This window comes from Lentzea sp. (genome assembly GCF_035525475.1).
Taxonomy (GTDB): Bacteria; Actinomycetota; Actinomycetes; order Mycobacteriales; family Pseudonocardiaceae; genus Lentzea.
In genome coordinates this window covers 1-24543 of record NZ_DATLEC010000131.1, presented here as the reverse complement: position 1 = coordinate 24543, position 24543 = coordinate 1, and the positions used below count along the sequence as shown (strand labels likewise).

The following is a 24543-nucleotide window of genomic DNA, read 5'->3' as shown; positions in this document are numbered from 1 at the left end:
ATGGAGTCCCCTGAGGAGCTGGCGTCAGGGCTCGACCGCGCGGGGTACCTGCCCGACGGCGGGATCGCCACGGCGGCGTTCCTCGCGGTCGCGATGGGCCGGCCGCTGTTCCTCGAAGGCGAACCCGGCACCGGCAAGACGTCCCTCGCGCTGGCGCTCGCCAAGGCGCTGGACGTGCCGCTGATCCGGTTGCAGTGCCACGAGGGCATCGACGCCACGCAGGCCCTCTACGACTGGGACTACCCGCGTCAGCTCATGCACCTGCGCGTGCTGGAGACGCGGGGCGAGGTGGACGAGGCCTCGCTCTACACGCGACGGTTCCTGCTGGCGCGGCCGTTGCTGCAGGCGTTGGAGAACGCGCCGTGCGTGCTGCTCGTGGACGAGGTCGACCGGGCGGACGACGAGTTCGAGGCGTTCCTGCTGGAGGTGCTGTCGGAGAACGCGGTCAGCATCCCCGAGCTCGGCGAGATCAGGGCCACGACGCCCCCGCTCGCGGTGCTGACCTCGAACCGGACCCGCGAGGTGCACGACGCGTTGAAGCGCCGCTGCCTCTACCACTGGCTGGAGCACCCCTCGCTCGACCGCGAGGTCGCGATCCTGCGCCGCACCCTGCCCGGTCTCGACGACCGGCTCGCGCTCAAGGTCGCCGAGGCCGTGCGGCAGATGCGCGGCCTCGACCTGCTGAAACCGCCGGGCGTCGCGGAATCGCTGGACTGGGCCCGTGCGTTGCAGGCGCTCGGCCGCACCGAACCGGACGCGACGACCCTCGGCGCCGTCCTGAAATACCGGGAGGACGCGGAACGCGTGATCGGGAGCACAATCGTGGGATGACGGAGGCCTGCGTCGGGTTCACGAGCGTCCTGCGGGGCGCAGGGCTCCCGTGCGGGCCCGACCGCGTCCAGGCGTTCCTGCGGGCCACCGAGCACGTCGACCTGTACTGGGCCGGCCGCCTCACGTTGTGCGCCGACCCCGACGACCTGCCGCGCTACGACGCCGCGTTCCGCGCCTGCTTCGGCGGCACCCCGCCCCGCCGGCGCACGACCGTCGAGCTCGGCTCGATGACCGTCGGCGTGGCCGCGTCCGACGTGGAGGTGCTGAAGCACAAGGACATCTCCGAGTTCGACGCGGCACCGCTGATCGCCAGCCTGAGGCCGCTCCCGCCGCGCCGGCGTTCGCGCAGGCTCCGCAGGGCCCGCAGGGGACGGCTGGACCTGGCCCGCACGGTGCGCGCGATGATCGAGAACGGCGGCGAGATCGCCCTGCCGCGGCACCGCCGGCGAGGCGTGAAGGCCCGGCGGCTCGTGCTGCTGATCGACGTCTCCGGCTCGATGGCCGCCTACTCCGACGCGTTGCTGCGGTTCGCGCACGTGATCGCGCACGCCATGCCCGTCGAGGTCCGCACGATCGGAACCAGGCTGACCCGCGTCACCGGTCAGTTGAGAGAACGCGACCCGGAGCGAGCGGTCAAGGCCGCTGGACGCGCCATCCCGGACTTCGAGGGCGGCACCCGGCTCGGCGACGCGCTGCGGCGGTTCAACCAGCAGTGGCGCCAACGGGGTGCGGTGGTCGTGCTGTTCACCGACGGCTGGGAGCGCGGCGACCCGGCCCTGCTGGCGGCCGAGATGGCGCGGCTGCGGCGGGTGAGCCACAAGGTCATCTGGGCCAACCCGCACGCGGGCAAGCCGGGCTACCGGCCGGTGCAGAGCGGTGTGGTGGCCGCGCTCCCGCACGTCGACAGGATGGTCGCGGGCCACAGCGTGCACGCGCTGGAAGAACTGCTGGAGGAAGTGCGCCATGCGTGATGTCCTGTTCGACCTCGCGGACCGGGTGGCGAACGGCGAGACCGTCGGCGTCGGCACGGTCGTCGCCACCTTCAGCTCGGCACCCCGGCCGGCGGGCGCGGCGATGCTCGTGACGCAGGACGGCGAGGCGGTCGGCAGCGTGTCCGGCGGGTGCGTCGAGGGTGCCGTCTACGACCTGGCGCAGGCCACCGACGACCCCGTCCTGCAGCGGTACGGGGTGAGCGACGACGACGCGTTCGCCGTCGGGCTGACGTGCGGCGGGATCATCGACATCTACGTCGAGAAGATCGACTCCTCGTCGTTCCCCCAGCTCGGTGAGGTCGTGCAGACCGTTCGCGCCGAGGAACCGGTGGCCGTCGCCACGGTCGTCGAGCACCCGGACGGCATCGGTCGGCGCATGGTCATCTGGCCGGACCGGCGTGACGGCACCCTGGGATCGTCGCGGATCGACGACGCCGTCACGGACGACGCGCGCGGGATGCTGGCGTCCGGCCGCAGCGGCGTGCTGCGGTACGGACCGGACGGTCAGCGCCGCGGCGAGGGCATGAGCGTGTTCGTCAACTCGTTCGAACCGCCGCCGCGCATGCTCGTGTTCGGAGCGATCGACTTCGCCGCCGCGATGGCCCGGCTCGGCGCGTTCCTCGGCTACCGCGTGACGGTGTGCGACGCACGGCCGGTCTTCGCGACGCGCTCGCGCTTCCCGGAGGCGGACGAGGTCGTCGTGGACTGGCCGCACCGGTACCTGGAACGCGAAGCGTCCAAGCTCGACGAACGCACGGTCATCGCCGTTCTCACGCACGACCCGAAGTTCGACGTGCCGTTGCTGGAAGTCGCGTTGCGGCTCAAGGTCGGCTACATCGGAGCGATGGGGTCGCGCCGCACGCACGAGGACCGCTCGCAGCGCCTGCGGGAAGCGGGTGTGTCCGAGGACGAGCTCGCGCGGCTGGCCTCGCCGATCGGCCTCGACCTGGGCGCGCGGACTCCGGAGGAGACGGCCGTGTCGATCGCCGCGGAGATCATCTCCTTGCGGTGGAACGGATCCGGCCGACGTCTGGTCGATCTTGGTGAACCGATACACCACTGATCGGGTTGTTGAACAGGCACGCGGAGAGGAGGCTGGAGTGGCCCTCGTCACATGATCACCCACCACTGGGAGGGTTCATGCACATCTCGGTCAACGTCGACGGAGTGACACACGCCGACGAGGTCGAACCCCGCCTCCTGCTCGTGCACTACCTGAGAGAGCGTCTCGGCAAGACCGGCACCGTGGTCGGTTGCGACACCGGCAACTGCGGCGCCTGCACCGTCCACCTCGACGGCCACAGCGTGAAGTCGTGCCAGATGCTCGCCGTCCAGGCGAACGAGCACGAGGTCACCACCGTCGAAGGCCTCGCTCGCGACGGCAAGCTGCACCCGGTGCAGGAGGCGTTCCACAGCAACCACGCCCTGCAATGCGGTTTCTGCACACCAGGCATGATCATGCAGGCGATCGACCTGCTGGCCGACGAACCCGATCCCGACGACGAGACCGTGCGCAAGGGACTCGAGGGCAACCTCTGCCGGTGCACGGGCTACCAGAACATCGTCCGCGCCGTCCAGGACGCCGCCCAGCGCATGAAGCCCGGCGCCGGTCCGGAGATCGAGCAGCGGACCCCGCACGCGGTAGGTGGCGAATGACCGCCACCGCCGGACCCGAGGTGGGAAAGGCCCGGCTCCGCAAGGAGGACGCGAGGCTGATCACCGGTCAGACCAGGTGGACCGACAACATCCAGCTCACCGGCATGCTGCACATGGCTGTCCTGCGCAGCCCCGTCGCCCACGCCCGCATCACGAACATCGACGTCAGCCGCGCGACCGTGATGCCCGGCGTGGCCGTGGTGTTCACCGGTGAGGACTTCGCCGCCGAACAGGGGTCGCTGCCCTGCGCGTGGCCGATCACCGAGGACATGAAGGCGCCTGCCGCACCCGCGCTGGCCGTCGACCGGGTCAACTTCGCCGGCGAGGCGGTGGCGCTGGTGATCGCCGACAGCGCTTACCACGCCGCGGACGCGCTGGCGGAGATCGACGTCGGCTACGACGAGCTGCCGGTCGTGCTCGACATGGAAGAAGCGTTGCGGGACAACGACCTCGTTCACGAGGACCTCGGCACGAACAGGTGCGCGACGTGGGTCTACGACTCCGCCGAGGCGGGCAGCGGGACGAACGTCGAGGACGAGATCGCCTCCGCCGACGTCGTGATCGAGCGGACGTTCCGGCAGCAGCGGCTGATCCCGGCGTTCATGGAACCGCGGTCGGTCGTCGTGGACTCGGGCGCCGGCATGTTCACCGTCTGGTCCGCCACGCAGATCCCGCACATCCTGCGCTGGATGCTCTCGGCCGTCACGGGCATCGCCGAGCACAAGCTCCGCGTGATCGCGCCGGACGTCGGCGGCGGGTTCGGCGGCAAGCTCCAGGTCACGCCGGAGGAGCTGCTGTGCCTGCTGGTGGCGCGGCGGATGGGCCGTCCGGTGAAGTGGACCGAGACGCGCACCGAGTCGATGTTGTCCGCGCACCACGGCCGCGACCAGGTCCAGAAGGTCACGCTGTCGGCCCGCCGCGACGGCACGGTCACCGGCCTCAAGGTGGAGCTGCTCGCCGACATGGGCGCGTACCTGCGCCTGGTCACACCGGGTGTGCCGATCCTGGGCGCGTTCATGTTCAACGCGATCTACAAGTTCGCGGCCTACCGGTTCGTGTGCACCAACGTGTTCACGAACAAGGTGCCGACGGACGCCTACCGCGGCGCCGGACGGCCGGAGGCCACGTTCGCGATCGAGCGGATGATGGACGAGCTCGCGGTCGAGCTCGGCATGGACCCGATGAAGGTCCGCGAGATGAACTGGATCAAGCACGAGGAGTTCCCGTTCACCACGGTCGCCGGGCTCACCTACGACTCCGGCGACTACGAGGCCGCGACGGCGCGCGCGATGGAGCTGTTCGACTACGAAGCACTGCGTGAGGAGCAATCACGCCGTCGTGCGGATGGTGACGTGGTCCAGCTCGGCATCGGGATCTCCACGTACACCGAGATGTGCGGCCTCGCGCCGTCACGGGTGCTGGGCGCTCTGCGGTACGGCGCCGGCGGGTGGGAGACCGCGTCGATCCGCATGCTGCCCACCGGCAAGGTCGAGGTGATCACCGGGACGTCACCGCACGGGCAGGGCCACGAGACGGTGTGGTCGCAGATCGTCGCGGACAAGCTCGGCGTGCCGTTCGAGGACGTCGAGGTGCTGCACGGCGACACCGCCACGTCGCACAAGGGCATGGACAGCTACGGCTCGCGGTCGCTGGCCGTGGGCGGCACCGCCCTGGTGCACGCCGCGGACAAGGTGCTCGCCAAGGCGCGGACGCTGGCCGCGCACATGATGGAGTGCGACGAGGCGGACGTGGAGTTCGCGGCCGGGTCGTTCTCCGTGCGCGGGACGTCCACCGTGCGCTCGCTGGGCGACGTCGTGCTGGCCGCGCACGTGGCCCACGACCTGCCGGAGGGCATGGAACCCGGCATGGACGCCGACGCCACGTTCGACCCCGACAACTTCTCGTACCCGCACGGAACCCATTTGTGCGCAACGGAAGTCGACACCGAGACGGGCATGGTCAAGATCGTCCGGTACGTGGCCGTGGACGACGTCGGCACCGTCGTGAACCCGTTGATCGTCGACGGCCAGGTGCACGGCGGACTGGCGCAGGGCATCGCGCAGGCGTTGTACGAGGAGGCCACCCACGACGAGATGGGCACTCTGACGACGGCCACCCTCGCCGACTACCTCGTGCCCTGCGCGGCCGACCTGCCGTCGTTCATCACCGACCGCACCACGACCCCGGCGACGTCCAACCCGTTGGGTGCCAAGGGAGTCGGCGAGGCGGGCACGATCGCGTCGACACCGGCCGTGGTGAACAGCGTGCTGGACGCGCTGCGGCACAGGGGCGTCCGCGACATCGAGATGCCGATGTCACCGGAACGCGTGTGGACCGCGTTGCAGGGGCGTGGTGACCCCGGCGCCGCCGACGTGGCGGCGGGCGGGCTCGGTTCCATCGACGCGCAGGGAGGGCAGTCGTGATCCCGGCGGAGTTCAAGTACCTGTTGCCGTCCACAGTGGACGAAGCCGTGCGGATGCTCGCCGAGGAGGGTGAGGACGCGAAGGTCATCGCGGGCGGCCAGTCGCTCGTGCCGGTGCTGCGCATGCGGCTGGCGGCGCCCACGGCGTTGATCGACATCGGCGGCCTGACCGAGCTGACCGGCGTGCGCGACGACGGCGACTCGCTGCTGATCGGCGCCATGACCACCCACTACGAGATCCAGCGCGACCACCTGGTGCAGGACCACGCGTCGCTGCTGAAGCTGGTCACGGACACGGTGGCCGATCCGCAGGTGCGGCACCGCGGCACGTTCGGCGGCTCGCTGTGCCACGCGGACCCGGCGGGCGACCTGCCGGCCCCCGCGCTGGCCCTGGACGCGGTGATGATCATCGCTGGTCCGTCCGGGCGTCGTGAGGTGCCGGCGGCGGAGTTCTTCGTCGACTACTTCACGACCGCGCTGGCACCCGACGAGATCCTGGTCGACGTGCGGGTGCCGAAGTACACGGGGTGGGGCGCGCACTACGAGAAGCTCAACCGGGTCGCGCAGGCGTGGTCGATCGTCGCCGTCGCGGCGGCCGTGCAGGTCCGCGACGGCTCGATCACGGCCGCCAGGGTGGGGCTCACCAACGTGGGTTCCGGGCCGGTGCGGGCGGTGGACGTGGAGTCCGCGCTGGTCGGGCAGCCGGCGTCGGCCGACGTGATCTCGTCGGCGGCTCTGCGGGCGTCCTCGGGTGACAGCTACAAGGACAACCTCGCCCGCGTGCTCACCGGCCGTGCCCTGACGGCGGCGGTAGCGGGATGAAGTTGACGCACTCGTTCGCGGCACCCGGCCCGGCAGAGGAGGTGTGGGAGGCGCTGCTCGACCCGGAGCGGGTGGCGCCGTGCCTGCCCGGCGCCACGCTGACCTCGGTCGAGGGCAGGACGTTCAGCGGGGAGGTGAAGGTCAGGCTCGGCCCCGTGCAGCTGCTGTACCGGGGCTCCGGCGAGTTCGTCGAGGTCGACCCGGTGCTGCGCCGCGCCGTGATGAAGGCCGCCGGCAAGGACGCGCGGGGCAACGGCACGGCGTCGGCCACGGTGACGTTCCAGGTGGGCGACACCGTCGACGTGGAGACCGACCTGGCGGTCACCGGCCGGCCCGCCCAGCTGGGCCGCGGCCTGATCGCCGAGGTCAGCGGCAAGCTCGTCGACCAGTTCGCGGAATGCCTGGCGGGCGCGCTGGGTTCCGGGGATCCTGACGAGGTGGCACAACAGCAGCATCTCCGAGTCGTTCCCGACGAGCCGATCGACCTGATCGACACCGCAGGCGTACCGGTCCTGAAGCGCGTCCTGCCCGTTGCGGGCGCGGCGCTGGCCGTTGTGCTGTTAGTGGTCCTGCGACGCAGGCGGCACCGCTGAGGCGTGCGGGCCGGTGGTCAGCGTTCGTGCTGGTCACCGGCTTCGCGCTGTCCGCGTGCACCGGGTCCCCGGTCGTCGTCACGTCCTCGGCTCCCTTACCGGCCCCCTCGTCGGGACCGCCCCCGCCGCGCTCGTTCACGCTGACCGCGGGCGGCGACATCCTGATCCACCCGGCCCTGACCGACCAGGCCACGGCCGACGGCGGCGCCGCGGGCCGTGACTACCTGCCGCTGTTGTCGGGCATCCGCGACACGCTGAAGGCCGACCTGTCCCTGTGCCACCTCGAGGTCCCGTTAGGCCCCAAGGAGGGCCCGTTCTTCGGGTACCCCGCCTTCCTGGCACCGCCCGAGGTGGCGAAAGGCCTGGTGGACGTCGGCTACGACTCCTGCTCGACCGCCTCGAACCACACGCTCGACCGGGGCGTCCCCGCCATCCAGACGACTCTCGACGCGATGGACGCCGTCGGCCTGAAGCACACCGGCTCGTTCCGCACGCCGGAAGAAGCGGCGGCACCGTTGATCCTGGACGCGGGCGGCGTGAAGGTGGCCCAGCTGTCGTTCACCTACGGCTTCAACGGCATCCCGTTGCCCCAGCCGTGGCGCGCGAACCAGATCAACGCCGACAAGATCCTCGCCGACGCCCGAGCGGCCCGTGCCGCGGGCGCCGAGGTGGTCGTGCTGTCCGTGCAGTGGGGCAACGAGTACCAGCACGAGGCGACCGCCGACCAGAAGGCGCTGGCCCGCCGGCTGCTGGCCGACCCGGCGCTGGACCTGATCATCGGCACGCACGTCCACGTGGTGCAGCCGTTCGAGAAGATCGGCGACAAGTGGGTCGCCTACGGGCTCGGGAACGAGGTCGCGCGGCACGCCGAGCCCCGCGGGGTGACCGAGGAGGGGGCGATCGCGCGGTTCAGGTTCGAGCAGGGGCCTCGCGGGTGGTCCGTCGCCGAGGCTTCCTACACGCCGACGCTGGTCGAGCTGGGGCCGCCGATCCGGCTGGTGGACCTGACCCGCGTTCCGGTCACGCCCCGTCGGACCGAGGCGATCACACGGACCGAGGGTGTGGTGTTCAGCCTGGGGGCGAACCAGCAGGGGCTGAGCAGGGGGCGGCCGTGACCACTCGAAAGGCTGAACCTTTCGGTAAAACCGCAGGTCTGCTGGGTGGGGCTGCGTAAGCTCATCTTCGGGTTCGCTCACCTGTGCGAAGGTGGCTGAGACGGAAGGAGACGCGGTGACCACACTGCCTGACAGGCCTTCGAGGCGTCTGCCTGCTGTTCCGGCGGGTCTGCTGACCGTCGCTCAGTACGCCGCGCTCGGAGAGACCGAAGACGGCTTCACAGAACTGGTAGAAGGCCGTCTGATCATGACCCCCAGTCCCAGCCCGCGCCACAACGTCATCCTGGGCGAACTGCTCGCCCAGCTCCGGGACCAGGTGCCGAACGGCCACCGGGTGATCCCCGACATCGACATCGACCTGCAACTGGCACCAGTGGACCAGCCCGGTTTCGTGCGGCGCCCCGATCTGGCGGTGGTGAGACAGGCCGAGATCGACCGGGTGGACCGCGAAGGCGGCCTGCTCCGCGCGTCCGAGGTCCTGCTCGTGGTGGAGATCCTGTCGCCGAGCTCGAAACGGACCGATCACAGGGCCAAGCGCGACGAGTACTGCGCCGCCGGCATCCCGTTCTACTGGATCATCGAACCCACCAGGTCGGTGTCCCTGGCGGCGATGCACCTCGCGGGTGAGTCCGGTTATCAGGAAGCACCGGCGGAATTCGCTGTCTACGAGGCCACCGAGCCGTTCCCCGTGAAGATCGCGGTCAGTCAGCTCTGCTGACTGAGCTTGCGCAGCACCCGGCCGTACCTGTCGACCCACCCCTGGTCGGCGCTCTCGAACTCCGCGACGCGGTCCGGCACGGGCGCTTGTGCGAGCACCGGCAGGTACCCGTCCACAGGCAGGAGCGAGTCGCTCGTGACGTCCCCGTCGAGCAGTTGCAGCGTCGCCAGCCCGCACGCGTAGTCGAGCTCCGGCAACGCCGCCGCCAGCGCCACTCCGGCGGCCATGCCGACCGAGGTCTCCAACGCCGACGACACCACGCACGGCAACCCACACGCCTCGGCCACCTCGAGCGCCTTCCGCACCCCGCCGAGCGGTGCCACCTTGATCACCGCGATGTCCGCGGCACCCGACACCGCCACCTTGAGCGGGTCCTCGGCCTTGCGGATCGACTCGTCGGCCGCGATCGGCACGCCGACCCTCCTGCGCACCGCGGCGAGCTCGTCCAGCGTGCGGCACGGTTGTTCCACGTACTGGAGGCCCTGAGCGGCCTTGTCCATGGCCTTGATCGCCGTGACGGCCGTGTCGACGTCCCACAGCATGTTCGCGTCGACCCTGACGAACCCCTGCGGGCCCAGCGCGTCCCTGACCGCCTCGAGCCGTTCGCAGTCCTCGGCCAGGGTGGACTCGGCGACCTTCACCTTGGCGGTCGAGCAGCCCGACCGCGCCACGATCTCGTGGGCCCGCGAAGGGCTGACCACCGGAACCGTGCAGTTGACCGGGATCCGCGAGCGGACCGGCGCCGGCCACCCGTCGTGAGCGGCTTCCAACGCACACGCGAGCCACGCCGTGGCCTCGTCGTCGTCGTACTCCTCGAACGGGCAGAACTCGCCCCACCCGGCCGGTCCCTCGAAGAGCAGTCCGGTGCGCCGGGTGATGCCGCGGAACCGGGCGCGCATCGGGATGGAGTAGACGTGCACGTGCCGATTCAAGCGCACTTCCGGTACTCCAGCGAATGCCCTCCGCCCCGCAGGGTCACGGACCCGACCGGCTGGACGCCGAGCAGCGTGCAGACGATCTGCTGCACGGCGACCGGGCTGAGCTGCGAGACGTCGGTCGACAGGGTCACGTCGAGCCCGTTGGCGACCCGGTCCACGGTGGCCGGCACGGCGTCGATCGGGACCTCGGTGGTCAGGCCGTGCGACTGCTCGGCGCCGGTCGGGCCCTGGGCGAGCAGGGCGATCACGTCGAACCCCGCCAGGCTGCCCTGCGGCCGGCCGATGGGCACGGCGCTGCCGTTGAGGGCCCAGAAGACGGACGGCGCGGTGTCCTCGATGGGGCCGGTCGGCGCCACGAGACCGGGGATCGGGTCGGTGGGCCGGATTCCGCACGCGGTGAGCACGGCCAGGCACAACAACACACACGGCAGACGCTTCACTTCTCACCGTCCAGCGGCAGGCGCAGGGTGAACACAGCTCCACCACCGGGCCGGTTCGCCGCGATCAGCGTGCCGCCGTGCAACCGGGCGTTCTCCCAGGCGATCGCCAGCCCGAGCCCGCTGCCCTCGGACCGGCCCCTGGCCGAGTCGGCCTTGTAGAACCGGGCGAACACGTGCGGCAGCACCTCCGAGGACAACCCGGGCCCCGAGTCGGCCACCTCGATCACCAGGAACGAGTCCTCAGCCGACAACCGGATGGTCACCGGCGAGGACCCGTGCCGGAGAGCGTTGCCCACCAGGTTCGCGACGATCACGTCCAGCCGCCGCGGATCCAGCCGGGCCCGCACCCCCGGCGGCAGCGACGCCGTCACGTCCGCCGAGAACCCGCGCATCCGCAGGCACGACAGCACCACCTCGGCCACGTCCACGTCGTCCAGCGCCAGGGCCGCGGTGCCGGAGTCGAAGCGGGTCACCTCGATCAGGTCGTTCACCAGCCGCGTCAGCTTCTGGGTCTCGCGGTTCACCAGTCGTGCGGCCTGGCCTCCCACACCGGGCAGCGCGGCCGTTTCGGCGTCCAGCACGTCGGTCACGGCGGTCATCGCGGCGAGGGGGGTTCGTAGTTCGTGCGACACGTCCGCCACGAAACGGCGTGCGTCTGCCTCCATGCGTTGCAGCTCACCGACGTAGTGCTCCAGAGAAGAGGCCGTGCTGTTGAACGTCGTCGCGACCGAAGCCAGCTCGTCGCGGCCCCGCACCGGCACGCGGGCGGCGAGGTCGCCCTGGCCGAGCTGCCAGGCCGCCAGCTGCAGCTCGCGGACGGGACGCAGCACACCCCGCGAGGCCAGGAAACCCAGGCCCAGTGCCAGGAGCAGGCCGGCGCCGCCGATCAGCCAGGCGTTGAAGGCCAGCTCGCCCACGAACTCGACCTCCGAGGTGAACGGCCGCAGCACGTACACCTCGATGCCCGACGTGTCGCCGGACGTCAGCCGCAGCTGCATGCCCACCACCAGCCACACGCCGCCCGAGTACGGCACGCGTTGCCAGCCCACTCGCCCGGACGACACCAGGGAACGCAGCTCCGGCGTGATCACGGAGGTGTCCATGCCGCCCGCGGACAGGCTGTTGCCGTACGCCACGGCCGCGTCGGTACGGCCGGAGACACGGCCAGCGATGCGTTCCAGTGCGGAGGTGGACAGCGGGCGGGGGGACAGCGGGTAGAGCTGCTCGACGCGGTTCGTGATCTCGACGACGGCGTTGTCCTGGGCGCGCTGCACGATGGCGTCGCGCGCACGGACGTAGCCCGCGCCGGCCACCGCGACGGCGGTGATGATGCTCAGGAAGCCGAAGGCGAGCAGCAGTCGCAGGCGCAGCGTCACAGCGGTCCGAAGCGGTAGCCGAAGCCGCGCACGGTCTGCACGTACCGGGGCGCCGCCGGGTCGTCCTCGATCTTCGAACGCAGCCGCTGCACGCACGCGTCGACCAGCCGCGAGTCGCCGAGGTAGCCCTGGTCCCAGACCGACTGCAGCAGCTGCTGGCGCGACATCACGCGTCCCGGCGACGACGAGAGCTCCAGCAGCAGCCGCAGTTCGGTCGGCGCCAGCGACACCGGCCGGCCCAGCCGCGTCACCACCAGGCCGTCGCGGTCGATCGTCAGGTCGCCGTGGCGCTCGGCCACGACCTCGACGGCGGAGACGGTCGAGCGGCGCAGCACCGCGCGGATGCGGGCTTCGAGCACGCGGGCCTGGGCGGGCTTGGCCACGTAGTCGTCCGCGCCCGCCTCCAGGCCCGCGACCACGTCGATGTCGTCGTTGCGCGCGGTCAGCATGATGATCGGGAGGTCACCGGACGCGCGGATGCGGCGGCACACCTCGAAGCCGTCGACGCCGGGCAGCATGAGGTCCAGCACGACGACGTCCGGTGCGACGGTCATCAGGAGCTCGAGGCCCTCCTCGCCCGTGCGCACCGCGTCCACGGTGTGCCCCTGGTAGGTCAGGGCGAGCGACAGGCCCTCGCGGACCGCCTCGTCGTCCTCGATCAGCAGTACGCGCGGCATGCCCTCCAGCCTTCCCGACGGGTCTCATGAGGACGTTCTGGACGTGTCATCGTTGCGCAACGACCGTCCGCGAACCTCTCTGCCGCGCGAAAGTGCTCCTGGCGAACACCTCATCCACCTGCCCCGACCGGCGCTAGTCCAACGCTGCGGTGTGACGCAGCTGCTCGGGCGTCGGGTCCGTGACGAGGACCCGCAGCGCCGCCGCGAACTGGTCGAAGCGCCGGTCGAACTCGGCCAGCTCGCGTGAGGGCTCCGCGACCAGCGCCGCCCTGCCCGCCCTGGGCACGGCGGTCGCCAGCGCGTCGCGGAGGGGCTGGGCCCGGCGCAGCGCCACGAGCAGCGTCCACAGGCGCTGCTCGACCAGGGCCACCTGCACCGGGTCGCCGGTCACGCACAGGAAGTCGGAACGCGCGGCGGTGGCGCGGCGGCGTTGCGAGGGGCACGTGAAGTCGTCCGACCGGACGACCTCCGTGTCCGGCGCCGACCGCGCGAGCGAGGCCTCCGACCGGAACCGCCGCACCGGGACGGTCCCCGCCGGGTTCCACATCCACCAGGTGGTCATCCGACCAGGTCGTCCGCGTCGACGATCTTGTAGGCGTAGCCCTGCTCGGCCAGGAACCGCTGGCGGTGGGCGGCGTAGTCGGTGTCGAGCGTGTCGCGCGAGACGACCGAGTAGAAGTGCGCCTGCCTGCCGTCGCCCTTGGGCCGCAGGATCCGGCCGAGCCGCTGGGCCTCCTCCTGGCGCGAGCCGAACGTGCCGGACACCTGGATCGCGACGGACGCCTCCGGCAGGTCGATGGAGAAGTTCGCGACCTTCGACACGACGAGCGTGCGGAGCTCTCCCCTGCGGAACCTGTCGAACAGCTCCTCGCGTTCCTTGTTCTTCGTCGACCCCTTGATCACCGGCGCTCCCAGCTCCTCGCCCAGTTCGTCGAGCTGGTCCAGATAAGCACCGATCACCAGCGCCGGCTCGTCGGGATGCCGCTCCAGCACCCTCCGGACGACGGGGATCTTGGTCCGCGCGGTCGAGCAGAGCTTGTAGCGCTCCTCGGGCTCGGCCGTCGCGTACTGCATCCGCTCGTTGTCCGTCAGCGTCACGCGGACCTCGGTGCACTCGGCGGGCGCGATCCAGCCCTGCGCCTCGATGTCGCGCCACGGCACGTCGTAGCGCTTCGGCCCGATCAACGAGAAGACGTCGCCCTCCTGGCCGTCCTCGCGCACGAGCGTCGCGGTCAGCCCGAGCCGGCGGCGCGACTGCAGGTCGGCGGTCATCCGGAAGACCGGCGCGGGCAGCAGGTGCACCTCGTCGTAGACGATCAGGCCCCAGTCGCGCGAGTCGAAGAGCTCCAGGTGCTTGTACTCGCCCTTCGACCTGCGGGTGATCACCTGGTAGGTCGCGATCGTGACCGGCCGGATCTCCTTGCGCTCACCCGAGTACTCGCCGATCTCCTCCTCGGTGAGCGACGTCCGCGCGATCAGCTCGCGCTTCCACTGCCTGCCGGCCACGGTGTTGGTGACCAGGATCAGCGTGGTCGCCTGCGCCTCGGCCATCGCCGCCGCGCCGACCAGCGTCTTGCCCGCGCCGCAGGGCAGCACGACGACGCCGGAGCCACCGGCCCAGAACGCCTGCGCGGCCAGCCGCTGGTAGTCGCGCAGCTTCCAGCCGTCCTCGTCCAGCTCGATCGGGTGCGCCTCGCCGTCGACGTACCCGGCGTGGTCCTCGGCCGGCCAGCCGACCTTGAGCAGCAGCTGCTTGAGCCGCCCGCGCTCGCTGGGGTGCACGATGACCGTGTCGTCGTCGATGCGCTCCCCGAACATCGGCGCGATCTTCTTGTTGCGCAGCACCTCCTCGAGCACCGCGCGGTCGTTGGAGTGCAGGACCAGCCCGTGGGCGGGGTTGTTGGCCAGCACGAGCCGCCCGAAGCGGCTCATCGTGTCGACCACGTCCACCAGCAGCGGCTGCGGCACCGGGTAGCGGCTGAACCGCACCAGGGCGTCCACCACCTGCTCGGCGTCGTGCCCGGCCGCGCGCGCGTTCCACAACGCCAGCGGCGTCACCCGGTAGGTGTGCACGTGCTCCGGCGCCCGCTCCAGCTCGGCGAACGGCGCGATGGACGTGCGCGCGTCGTCTGCGAGGGGGTGGTCGACCTCGAGCAGCAGCGTCTTGTCCGACTGGACGATCAAGGGGCCATCGGTCACGCCCCCAAGTCTCCCTGACGACGCCAAACGCGGGGTGGGCGCGTGGCAGGGCGTGCGCTCGGTGAGGGGCGGACTGCGCCCGGTGACGTGAACCGCGAGGCGACACACCCAGCCAACACGAGGTGTCGTACGTTCTCGGCCATGAGCACCGAGTCGACTGATCCCGTCGAGCCCACGGCCGGCGTGGCCGCGGCGGAAGCCGAGACCGACGAGTCGCCCAAGAAGAACAACTGGCTGAAGTTCGTGATCGTCGGTGTGCTGGCGGTCGTGCTGGTCGGTGGTGGCGTGTGGGCGCTCACGGCGCTCAACGGCACCAAGGTCGGCGACTGCGTCAGCGCGTCCCCCAAGGACGTGGACAAGCCCGACGGCGACTGGAACATCTCGTCGCAGAGCTGCGGGGACACGGCCGCCACGCACCGGGTCGCGAAGGTGCTGAACAGCGCCGAGGACCCGTGCCCCGACGAGGGCATCTACGAGCCGGTCAAGTCGGGCGGTGACTCGCTGTGCCTGATGCCGAACCTCGCCGAGGGCAACTGCTACACCTCGGGTGACGACGGCGCCTTCAAGAAGGAGGCCTGCACCACCGAGTCCCCCGTCAAGATCGTGAAGAAGGTCGACGGGCTGCCCGAGGAGGGCACGGTGTGCCCGGAGGGCTCGAGCGAGCTGCGTTTCAGCGAGCCGGCCTCCGTCTATTGCATGGGCGTGCACGAAGGGTCCTGATCGGGTGAACTCGGTTGAGTTGACCCCCCTCTGACGCCGATACCCAGGCCATGAAGAAGGTCGGCCTGGGTATCGCGGCTGTTCTCGCGCTCGTCCTGCTGGGCGGGTTCGTGCTGACCCAGCTCGGCGACGCTGCCCAGACCGAGAAGGTGGGCGACTGCGCGCGCATCTCCGGCGCCCTCGACAACCCGCGGTACGAGGCGGTCGACTGCACCTCGGAGCAGGCGAACGTCAAGATCGCCAAAATCCTGCGGTGGAACGAGGACAGGTGCCCGTCCGGTGGCATGGACTACTCGACGTACACGGGTGACTCCACGTTCTGCCTCATGCCGAACTTCGTGCAGGGCTCCTGCTACGGCCAGGACCCCGAGACCGGCATCGCCAAGGTCGACTGCGCCACCAAGGACTCGGTGAAGGTCGCCAGGGTGCTCACCGGCTCCACCGACGGCGCCGCCTGCGGTGACTCGCGCGCCGCGATCTTCCCGGAACCCGCCGTCACCTTCTGCCTGCAGCGCGGTGACCAGCAGAAGCAGTGATCTCGGGCTGGTGCGCGTCACCCGCGTCCGTCCACGTGGCACTCTCTGCGGCGTGATCATCGACGAGCCGGCCGCGCCCAGGACGAGTCAGGGGAAGCGGGTCGCGACCTACGCGGTCACGCTCGTCGTCGCGGCCGTCGCGATCTACGGCATGACCGAGTTCCTCGTGCCGGTCCCGAAGCCGGAGCGGGGCGACTGCGCGAACGTCACCGGTGACGCGGACCGGCCGGACTTCGACGCCGTCGGCTGCGGGTCGGCGAACTACGTGGTGACCGGCACCGTCGCCGAGTCGGAGAGCTGCCAGGACGCCTACACCGACATGGCCCCCGGCCGCCCGCAGGACCCGGACATCAGGATCTGCCTGGTTCCTCTGTGGACCGAGGGCGCCTGCTACCTGCCGGGCTCGTCGCGCATGGAGCTCCAGGCGGTGGACTGCGCCCCGGACGCGTTCCGGGTGACCACGGCGAGCAGGGACGTGCCAGGACCGCCGTGCGCCGCGGGCGAGGAGAGGTTCAGCTACCCCGCCGTGGCGCTGACCTACTGCACCACGACCCCTTAGGTGATCCAAGCGGCCGTAACGTTTCCGTAAAGCCCCAGCGGTTTACTGCCGCGCGTGGCAACCTTCGCTCCGGCTGTGTCGGGGGGCATGGGCCGTCTGGGGTAATTCCGGAAGTGAGAGAACCGCATGAGCACCACTGAGTCCGCTTCACCCGCTCCGTCGCAGCAGCCCGCACCCGCGGAACAGCAGCAGGAGCAGAAGAAGCCGAGCATCCTGAAGCGGATCCTGACCTACGTCGTCGGCCTGATCGTCGCCGCCGGCGCGATCTACGCGTTCAACTACTTCACCAGCGACGTCGCTCAGGCGAAGATCGGTGACTGCGCCAGCATCACCGGCACGTCGGCCAGCCCCGAGTACAAGCAGGTCGACTGCGGCGCGGCCGAGGCGAACTACTCGGTCGCCAAGTCCGGCGGCACCGGCGAGGTGTGCGGCGAGAACTACGACGAGTACACGCAGACCCAGCGTCGTGGCCCCAAGACGAAGCTCTGCCTCGCGCCGATCCTCGCCGAGGGCAAGTGCTACGCCGAGAACGCCGGAGGCGTGGGTCTCAAGGTCGCCGAGTGCACCGCGTCGGCCGTCTTCAAGGTGACGAAGGCCGGCAAGGACGCCGCAGCGCCGCAGTGCGCCGAGGGGGAGCTCGCGCTCGCCTACCCCGAGGTGAAGCTGAACTACTGCACCGGTGCACCCGCGTAACGGGCTTCGAACCCGCGAAACCGGAGTCGTGTCGCACGGCTCCGGTTTCGCCGTCTTTCGCGCGACCCATCGGAGAGGAAACCAGTGACCACCCCCAACCACCCCCAGCAGCCGGGGCCTTACGGACCGCCTCCCGGTGGGCAGCCGCAGCAGCCCTACGGCCAGCAGCCCTACGGCCAGCCCGACCCCTACGCCCAGCAGCAGCCTTACGGTCAGCCCGACCCGTACGCCCAGCAGCAGCCCGGCCCGTACGGCCCGCCGCCGCAGCAGGGCTACCCCGGCGACCCCTACGCCCAGCCGAACCCGTACGGCCCTCCGCCCGGCCAGATGCCGCCCGGCCAGATGCCGCCCGGCGGGATGCCGCCCGGTGGGATGCCGCCCGGTGGGATGCCTCCCGGCGGACCGATGCCCTACGGCCCACCGCCGAAGAAGAGCGGCGCCGGCAAGGTCATCGGCTCGATCGTCGGCGTGGTCGTGCTCGTCGGCGCTTTCATCCTGGTCAGGGCCCTGCTCAGCGGTGGCCTGAGCGGCATCACGGAGCCGTCGGCCAAGGCCGGTGACTGCGCGAGCGTCACGGGCACCACGATCAGCCCGAAGTACAAGAAGGTCGACTGCAACGCCCCCGAGGCGAACTACTTCATCGCCAAGGCCATGAACTCCACGACGCAGGCCTGCCCCAGCGAGGACTACGCCGAGTACACCGAGAGCGGCCGGCGCAGCGCGTCGCTGAAGCTCTGCCTCGTCGAGAAGCTCGAAGAGGGCAAGTGCTACGAGGAGGAGATGGTCAAGATCAACATGGAGGGCATGAAGGTCGTCGACTGCTCGAAGGGCGGCAACGAGTTCGCCGTCCAGAAGGTCGTGAAGATCGAGAAGGTCGTCAAGGCCGCCACGGCGGACTGCGGTGAGGCCACGGCCGTCTCGTACACCGAGCCGTCGCCGGGCATCACCTACTGCGTGACGGCGCTCGCCGGGAAGTGATCGGACGCGAGAAGGCGGGCCCGATGGTCCGCCTTCTCGGCATGTCTGAAGACGGCCGGTGCTCTGGCCGGACGGGTTTCTCGGCCAGGCGAATGCACCGAAGCACTGTCGCCGACGGTCACCTGCTACGCGCACGGGCCCCTGCCGACCGAAAACCACCGGCCGAAAGCGAAAAGGCGGGCCGCACCGGCCCGCCTTTCCCCACGCCTCGGAACAGCTAGCCCGTCGTGCCCGGCGGCAGCAGCTGCTGCACGTCCAGGCGGCCGGACAGCACGTCCTCGGTGTCCATCATGTCGGCGACGCGCTGGAGCCGGATCGGGTTCAGCGACAGCGGGAACGTGCCCACGGACACGAGCGCGGCGGTCGGCTGGTCGACGTCGGCGTAGCTGGTCAGCGAGTCCTGCACGCCGAGCTTGTTGGCCTGCGCCCGCTGCTGGGCCTCGCGCAGCACCTCCCTGAACACCTTGAGGGTCTTCGGGTTGGCCTCGGCGAACTTCTTCGACGCCGCGTAGCCGGACATCGGGAAGTCCAGTGTCGGGCCGCGCGCGGTGTCGGTCAGGATCTTCGCGCCGATCTTGCGCTGCGCCTTCGTGATGAACGGCTCGATCATGAACGCCGCGTCCACGGTGCCGGACGTCAGCGCGTTCTCCATGTCCGCGAACGGCATGGACTTGAACTTGATCTTCTGCTTCTCGACCGCGGCGGTGTCCAGCACGGCGCGCGTCGTCAGCGCGCCGATGTCGGTCTCGCTGCTCACCGCGATGGTCGGGGCGGGGCGCTTGCTCGGGTCGTCGTAGTCCGACTTCGCGTCCGTGACCAGCGCCATCGAGTTCGGACCGGCCTGGTAGGCCTCGCCCTGCAACTGCAGCTCTGTGCCCTCGGCGACGGCGCGGAAGAGGCTGACGTGCGTGGCCCACGTGAGGTCGAGCGTGGTGTCCAGCTGCTTGATGGCCTCGGCCTCGCTGGGCTGCGTGACCAGGTTGACCTGCAGGCCGGCCTTCTCGAACAGCTTCTCGGTCAGCGCGATGCGCAGCGGGGCCACGTCGACGACCGGCAGCACGCCGATGCGCAGGATGTTGCGCTCCACGTCCGCGTTGCCGCCGTTCGACGAACCTCCGAACAGGCCGCAGCTCGCGGTCAGAACACACGTGATGAGCACTGCGGCAAGCCGCAGAGCTTTGGCTCGGGTAGCCATGGCACCTCTCGCCGGTAGGCCTTGAGTAGCATCGAATCGATCAGTGAGCGTCGCCACAGGCCAGGTGGTCCGCAGTCCGAACTGGGCGTTCGGACGGACGTGGGGCGTGCCGACAACCGGGGATGTTAACCACCTGAACGTATGAAACGACACCCCATCTCGATACGGTGAGTGCTTCTGGAGACTTCCCCCGAGCAGGGGGTGACCATTACGCTCCCCGCCGGGTGGCACAGGTTGTTGTCGACCGACGTGTCTTCAGACGGGGTAGGGCGCCTCACCGGGCGAACCGCCTCTGTGCTGCAATTCGGCCCGTTTGACGAGTCCATGCTCGGTCCTGGGGAGAGACCGGGACACTGCTGCTGGAAGAGGAAGCCCAGAGTGGCCCGACGTGAGAGAGGTCCCAGCCAGTTTGGCGTGGGTGACACCACACGCTCCGAAAGGCCCGAATCGGGTGACGGACTGGCTGCGCTGGGTGACGGAACGATGAACGTGACACCGGACCCGGTGAAGCGTGACATCGGCGCCGGACCCGGTTCGGGACCTGCCCGATCCGCGCCATGGCGCCTGCGTAACTGGCGGCTGCGCACGAAGCTGCTCGCCGTTCTGCTCATCCCGACGGTCTGCGCCCTCGCGCTGGGTGGTCTGCGAGTGCGTACCGACCTCCAGGCCGCGACGGAGCTCAACAACCTCGCGAACCAGATCCGCCTCGAGACCGCGGTCGCGGACCTGGTGCAGCAGCTGCAGCGCGAACGCGACCTGTCGGTCAGCTTCGTCGCGTCGAACAAGAAGGTCGACCGGGTCGTCCTCGAGCGCCAGCTGCGCCGCGTGAACGACACCAGCGAGGCCTTCAACGCCAAGATCTCCGAGCTGAGCTCCGACCTGAACCCGGCCGCCGTCGAGCGGTTCCAGGTCGCGGCCAAGCAGCTCGACCGCCTGAACAGCCTCCGCAACTCGGTGCGCGACACGCAGTACCCCGCGGAAGCCGTCCAGCGCACCTACTCGGAGTCCGTCGACACGCTCATCAACCTCGGTGAGCAGACGATCGCCGAGGTCAACGAGCCCGAGCTGGTGCGACTGCACCTGACCACGAACGCCATCGCGCGCATCAAGGAGCAGGAGTCGCTCAAGCGGGCGATCCTCCTGGACGTGTTCCAGCGCAAGGGGTTCACGCCGTCCCAGACGCGCGCCCTGCAGGCCGCGGACGCCGAGCTCGAAGCGGCCCGCAACGACTTCCGCAAGGCCGCGACGCCCGAACAGGCGAAGATCTACGACGACACCGTCACCGGCCTCATCGTCGACACCGCGAACGACATGAAGGAGTCGGCGCTCAGCCAGCAGGCCGGTCGCAAGGACTTCAGCCAGCTGACGTCCGAGAAGTGGGACATCGCCGCCACGCTGACGGTCAACCTGACCCGTGACGTCGAGAACCTGCTGGTCGAGCAGCTGCAGAACAAGACGGACGACCTCGCCAGCGACACCCGCACCAGGGCGTACATCGAGTCCGGCATCGTGCTCGCGATCCTCGCGCTCGCGCTGCTCATGGCGCTGTTCGTCGCCCGCTCGATCCTCAACCCGCTGCGCACGCTGCGCCGCACCGCACTCGACGTCGCCGACCACGGCCTCCCGGAGGCGGTCGAGCGGATCCTCGCGGACCCGAACCCGGAGGAGGCGGCGAAGCACGCCGTCGAGCCGGTGCCGGTGCACACGAGGGAAGAGCTCGGTCAGGTGGCGCGCGCGTTCGACGCGGTGCACGGCGAAGCGGTGCGACTGGCCGCCCAGCAGGCCCTCCTGCGCGACAACGTCAACGCGATGTTCGTCAACCTGTCCCGCCGTTCGCAGGCGCTGGTCGAACGCCAGCTGAACCTGATCGACCGGCTGGAGCAGGACGAGCAGGACCCGGACCAGCTGGCCTCGCTGTTCGAGCTGGACCACCTCGCGACCCGCATGCGCCGCAACTCGGAGAACCTGCTGGTCCTCTCGGGCACCGACCTCTCGCGTCGCCTGACCCGGCCGGTCCCGGCCGCCGAGGTCCTCGGCGCCGCGGTCTCCGAGGTCGAGCAGTACGCCCGCGTGCAGGTCGGCCAGACCCCGGACCTCACGGTCCAGGGCCGCGCGGTCAACGACCTCGTGCACCTCATCGCCGAGCTGCTGGACAACGCCACGGCGTTCTCCGACCCGGTCACCAAGGTCACCGTCCGCACGGCCAAGACCCGCAAGGGCGAGCTGGCGATCGAGATCCAGGACCGCGGCGTGGGCATGGGCGACCAGGAGATCCTGGACGCGAACGAGCGCCTGGCCGACCCGCCGGACGTCGACGTCGCCGTCTCCCGCCGGATGGGCCTGTACGTGGTCGCGCGGCTCGCCAAGCGCCACGACATCAAGGTCCGCCTGCGCGGCAACGAGGACATCGAGGGCGGCACGACGGCACTGGTGATCGTGCCGGAGACGCTCGTCGCGATCCCCGGTCAGACGCCGGTCTCGACCCCGCCGTCCGGTTCCGGCTCGCTGGCCTCCGCGTTCGGCATGTCGGCCGGCATGTCGGCTCCGGCGGTGCCGGCGCCGTCACCGGTCGAGCACACCACGGAGATCGGCAGCACGGCCGCGAGGGCCAGCGGTATCGCGGGCGCCTTCGGCGGTGCCACCGGCACCACGGGGCTCACGCCGAGGATCGACGAGTCGAGCCCGAGCATCCCGGTCAACTTCGTGCCCAGCTCGATCACCGACACCGGTGCGGGCGCGACGGCGATCCCCGTCTACAGCGACCCGCCGATCGAGGACTCGACGCCGTCCGAACGGTGGCGTCGCGACCAGCTCGCGGCGGTGGAACCGGAAGGCTCGTTCGGCGAGCCGACCCTGTTCACGGCCTACGAGGACCGTCACGAGGAGCCGGGCGAGATCTCCTTCGAGCCCGGCTACGAGACCACGCAGTTCGTGCCCATCCCGCCGATCGAGGACGAACCGGCGTCGACCAACGGCGTCTCGCGCGCCTCGGTCGACGAGGGCCGCCTCGACATCGGCATGGGGCACCGCAACGGCACCTCGGAGGCCTCGCGCAAGCAGATCGAGCACGACCTGGACGCTCCGACGGAACGCCTCCCGATCTACGAGGCCGTCCTGTCGCAGTGGTTCCAGGCGGTCGGCAGCGAGACGTCCGCGTCCGCCGCCGCGCCGATCCCGCCGGCCGCGGAGCACGACGAGCCGGCCGCTGCCAACGGACGGGTCGAGTCCGGCTCCGGCAGCGTCGGCAAGGACGACAGGAGCGGTGTCGAGTACATCGACGAGCCCCCGTCGACCCCGCCGTTGTCGGACGGGCCGGAGCCGGAGCTCCCGACCCGGACCCGCAAGCCCGTTCCGGCGGTGGCACCTACCACCACGTCCGCTGCTGGTCTCCCCGTGCGCCAGCCGCGCGCGAAGGTCCAGAAGGTGGTCGAGGAAGAAGTGGCACCGGCCGAGCAGGAGCGAGTTGTGGAACCGGAGCCCGTTCTGGAGGAGACTCCAGCCACGGCGCCCGCTTCCGAGTCGGCTTGGCAATCGCCTGCCGATGAGGGATGGCACGCGGCTCAGGCGTTGTTGAACAAGGCGCCGGAGACGAAGACAACGGCAGGACTGCCGAAACGGACACCGAAGGCTCAGCTCGTGCCAGGCTCTGCGGCCCCCAAGTCGCAGTCCCTGTCTCAGACAGCACAGCGCCCGCCGCTGCCGCCCCGTACCGCTGATGCGGTGCGCGGACGGATGTCGAGCCTGCAGAGTGGTGTCAAGCGAGGCCGGCACGCATTGATCGAGGCATACGCTGGTGACCAATCGAGCCGGCAGAACGAGGAGCAGGAGTGACGACCGCAGCGCAGCCAGGCAGCTTTGGTTGGCTTATCACCGACTTCGTGCGGAGGGTGCCCGGCGTGGCACATTCCGTCGTGGTGTCCGCGGACGGGCTGTTGCTCGCGGGGTCCCAGGGGCTGCCCCGGGACCGTGCAGAGCAGCTCTCCGCTGTCGCGTCAGGACTGGTCAGCCTCACACAGGGTGCTGCCCGCTGCTTCGAAGCAGGCGGGGTCAACCAGACCGTTGTCGAGATGGAGCGGGGTTACCTGTTCCTCATGTCGATCAGTGACGGTTCGTGTCTCGCCGTCCTGGCGGCACCGAACTGCGACATCGGCCTCGTGGCCTACGAGATGACGCTTCTGGTGGAGAGAGTCGGTCAACAACTCACCCCTGAGCTGCGCGCGCAGCTTCAGGGTGTAGTCCGTCGCTAGACCTCACTTGGGTTCAGGGGTGAGAACAAATGGCTGGGAGACCTGGCGCTAGAGGCCGTGGACTCGGTAGGAACTTCAACTACCAGGAGTGGGCCGCTGGTGGGTTCCAGTTCGACGAGCCTGACGCGATACCCCAAGAACCAGAGGAAGCCGAGGACGCACCCCACGATGAGCGGGTTACAGGGCAAGGGCTAGGCGATATGTCTCAGCGTGAGGTGGATGACTCGTCGTCGTATCCGTACGACGACGTGCCGAACCGGTTCGACATAGACGGGTACGGCACCGGGTTGTTCGGTGGGCCCGGTGCGGACCTCTTCGGCCAGCACGAGATGCCGGAAGCGGTACCGGAACAACTGCCGTACACCACGGGGCCGCAGCCTGTGTACAGCACCGGTGCGCAGCCGGCCTACAACACCGGTGCACAGTCCGTTGTGCGCCCGGAGGAGAATGCAGCTGCGGACTCGGGTTCACTGGTGCGGCCTTACACACGCACCGGTGGACGCACACGACCCGACTACGACCTTGCTATCGAGGCGCTGATTTCGACCAGCGAAAAGGGCCTCGAACGGGATGCCGCGGTGCTTCCCGAGCACAGGTCGATCTGCGGGTTGTGCGTGGACACGCGGTCGGTGGCCGAGGTCGCGGCACTCCTGCGCTTGCCTCTAGGCGTCGTACGGGTGTTGATCGGCGACATGGCAAGCATGGGATTGGTTTTGATTCACCAGGGCGGTCTGGTCGTGGGGGACCGGCCTTCCATGGAATTCCTGGAGAGGGTGCTCAGTGGGCTTCGCAGGCTCTAGTCCCCAGGGCGCCGAGGGCGCACGGAAGCCGACGAC

At 70.0% G+C, this 24543-nt stretch carries 24 protein-coding genes; 17 read left to right on the top strand and 7 right to left on the bottom strand.

Annotated features, from left to right (window positions below; genetic code table 11):
- From VM306_RS21935 to VM306_RS21895, 9 genes are all read left to right on the top strand, one after another.
- Positions 1–831 (top strand): MoxR family ATPase, encoded by an 831-nt coding sequence (locus VM306_RS21935; protein WP_325518009.1) that lies wholly within the window; start codon positions 1–3, stop codon positions 829–831.
- The gene (locus tag VM306_RS21930; protein WP_325518007.1) at positions 828–1802 is read left to right on the top strand and encodes a vWA domain-containing protein; all 975 of its coding nucleotides are present in this window, start codon (positions 828–830) and stop codon (positions 1800–1802) included. Before VM306_RS21935 ends, VM306_RS21930 begins: the two co-directional genes overlap by 4 nt.
- Positions 1795–2886: an XdhC/CoxI family protein gene (locus VM306_RS21925; protein ID WP_325518005.1), complete on the top strand. Its 1092-nt coding sequence runs from the start codon at positions 1795–1797 to the stop codon at positions 2884–2886. The genes VM306_RS21930 and VM306_RS21925 overlap by 8 nt, the downstream gene beginning before the upstream one ends.
- A gap of 77 nt (positions 2887–2963) precedes the next feature.
- The gene (locus VM306_RS21920) at positions 2964–3479 is read left to right on the top strand and encodes a (2Fe-2S)-binding protein (protein WP_325518003.1); all 516 of its coding nucleotides are present in this window, start codon (positions 2964–2966) and stop codon (positions 3477–3479) included.
- A complete protein-coding gene (locus tag VM306_RS21915; RefSeq protein WP_325518001.1) occupies positions 3476–5902 on the top strand; it encodes a xanthine dehydrogenase family protein molybdopterin-binding subunit in 2427 nt (808 codons plus the stop codon). Before VM306_RS21920 ends, VM306_RS21915 begins: the two co-directional genes overlap by 4 nt.
- Complete coding sequence (locus tag VM306_RS21910) at positions 5899–6723, top strand: xanthine dehydrogenase family protein subunit M (RefSeq protein ID WP_325517999.1); 825 nt, start codon at positions 5899–5901, stop codon at positions 6721–6723. Before VM306_RS21915 ends, VM306_RS21910 begins: the two co-directional genes overlap by 4 nt.
- Positions 6720–7316, top strand: a complete 597-nt coding sequence (locus tag VM306_RS21905) for an SRPBCC family protein (RefSeq protein WP_325517997.1) — start codon at positions 6720–6722, stop codon at positions 7314–7316. Before VM306_RS21910 ends, VM306_RS21905 begins: the two co-directional genes overlap by 4 nt.
- Before the next feature lie 26 nt (positions 7317–7342).
- The gene (locus VM306_RS21900) at positions 7343–8431 is read left to right on the top strand and encodes a CapA family protein (RefSeq protein ID WP_325517995.1); all 1089 of its coding nucleotides are present in this window, start codon (positions 7343–7345) and stop codon (positions 8429–8431) included.
- A gap of 115 nt (positions 8432–8546) precedes the next feature.
- A complete protein-coding gene (locus tag VM306_RS21895) occupies positions 8547–9149 on the top strand; it encodes a Uma2 family endonuclease (protein WP_325517994.1) in 603 nt (200 codons plus the stop codon).
- Here VM306_RS21895 and VM306_RS21890 read toward each other — a convergent pair.
- The 6 genes from VM306_RS21890 to VM306_RS21865 all read right to left on the bottom strand — a co-directional run bounded on the left by VM306_RS21890 (position 9137) and on the right by VM306_RS21865 (position 14779).
- A complete protein-coding gene (locus VM306_RS21890; RefSeq protein WP_325517992.1) occupies positions 9137–10069 on the bottom strand; it encodes an o-succinylbenzoate synthase in 933 nt (310 codons plus the stop codon). The two genes, VM306_RS21895 and VM306_RS21890, sit on opposite strands and share 13 nt — an antisense overlap.
- A gap of 8 nt (positions 10070–10077) precedes the next feature.
- Complete coding sequence (locus VM306_RS21885) at positions 10078–10527, bottom strand: GerMN domain-containing protein (RefSeq protein WP_325517990.1); 450 nt, start codon at positions 10525–10527, stop codon at positions 10078–10080.
- A complete protein-coding gene (locus VM306_RS21880; protein ID WP_325517988.1) occupies positions 10524–11903 on the bottom strand; it encodes an ATP-binding protein in 1380 nt (459 codons plus the stop codon). Before VM306_RS21880 ends, VM306_RS21885 begins: the two co-directional genes overlap by 4 nt.
- Positions 11900–12580: a response regulator transcription factor gene (locus VM306_RS21875; RefSeq protein WP_325517986.1), complete on the bottom strand. Its 681-nt coding sequence runs from the start codon at positions 12578–12580 to the stop codon at positions 11900–11902. The genes VM306_RS21880 and VM306_RS21875 overlap by 4 nt, the downstream gene beginning before the upstream one ends.
- 133 nt (positions 12581–12713) lie before the next feature.
- Complete coding sequence (locus VM306_RS21870; protein ID WP_325517984.1) at positions 12714–13142, bottom strand: hypothetical protein; 429 nt, start codon at positions 13140–13142, stop codon at positions 12714–12716.
- Positions 13139–14779, bottom strand: a complete 1641-nt coding sequence (locus tag VM306_RS21865) for a DNA repair helicase XPB (protein WP_325517982.1) — start codon at positions 14777–14779, stop codon at positions 13139–13141. The genes VM306_RS21870 and VM306_RS21865 overlap by 4 nt, the downstream gene beginning before the upstream one ends.
- A 141-nt stretch (positions 14780–14920) precedes the next feature.
- On the opposite strand from VM306_RS21865, the gene VM306_RS21860 reads away from it, so the two are divergent.
- The 5 genes from VM306_RS21860 to VM306_RS21840 all read left to right on the top strand — a co-directional run bounded on the left by VM306_RS21860 (position 14921) and on the right by VM306_RS21840 (position 18265).
- Positions 14921–15499, top strand: a complete 579-nt coding sequence (locus tag VM306_RS21860; RefSeq protein WP_325517980.1) for an LppU/SCO3897 family protein — start codon at positions 14921–14923, stop codon at positions 15497–15499.
- 50 nt (positions 15500–15549) lie between these two features.
- Positions 15550–16035 (top strand): LppU/SCO3897 family protein, encoded by a 486-nt coding sequence (locus tag VM306_RS21855; protein WP_325517978.1) that lies wholly within the window; start codon positions 15550–15552, stop codon positions 16033–16035.
- 52 nt (positions 16036–16087) lie between these two features.
- Positions 16088–16594: an LppU/SCO3897 family protein gene (locus VM306_RS21850; protein ID WP_325517976.1), complete on the top strand. Its 507-nt coding sequence runs from the start codon at positions 16088–16090 to the stop codon at positions 16592–16594.
- Positions 16595–16720: 126 nt separating this feature from the next.
- Entirely contained in the window at positions 16721–17287 is a 567-nt protein-coding gene (locus VM306_RS21845) for an LppU/SCO3897 family protein (protein WP_325517974.1), read from the top strand.
- Between the two features lie 84 nt (positions 17288–17371).
- A complete protein-coding gene (locus VM306_RS21840) occupies positions 17372–18265 on the top strand; it encodes an LppU/SCO3897 family protein (protein ID WP_325517971.1) in 894 nt (297 codons plus the stop codon).
- Positions 18266–18482: 217 nt separating this feature from the next.
- On the opposite strand, the gene VM306_RS21835 is transcribed toward VM306_RS21840, so the two are convergent.
- The gene (locus tag VM306_RS21835; RefSeq protein ID WP_325517968.1) at positions 18483–19460 is read right to left on the bottom strand and encodes an ABC transporter substrate-binding protein; all 978 of its coding nucleotides are present in this window, start codon (positions 19458–19460) and stop codon (positions 18483–18485) included.
- A 483-nt stretch (positions 19461–19943) separates the two neighbouring features.
- Here VM306_RS21835 and VM306_RS21830 point away from each other — a divergent pair, with 483 nt between their 5' ends.
- The 3 genes from VM306_RS21830 to VM306_RS21820 are packed head-to-tail and all read left to right on the top strand — an operon-like array spanning position 19944 to position 24507.
- A complete protein-coding gene (locus VM306_RS21830) occupies positions 19944–23291 on the top strand; it encodes a nitrate- and nitrite sensing domain-containing protein (RefSeq protein WP_325517964.1) in 3348 nt (1115 codons plus the stop codon).
- Positions 23288–23707, top strand: coding sequence for a roadblock/LC7 domain-containing protein (locus VM306_RS21825; RefSeq protein ID WP_030470879.1), 420 nt, complete (start codon positions 23288–23290; stop codon positions 23705–23707). The genes VM306_RS21830 and VM306_RS21825 overlap by 4 nt, the downstream gene beginning before the upstream one ends.
- Positions 23708–23736: 29 nt before the next feature.
- Positions 23737–24507, top strand: a complete 771-nt coding sequence (locus VM306_RS21820) for a DUF742 domain-containing protein (protein WP_325517961.1) — start codon at positions 23737–23739, stop codon at positions 24505–24507.
- Positions 24508–24543 lie beyond the last annotated feature (36 nt).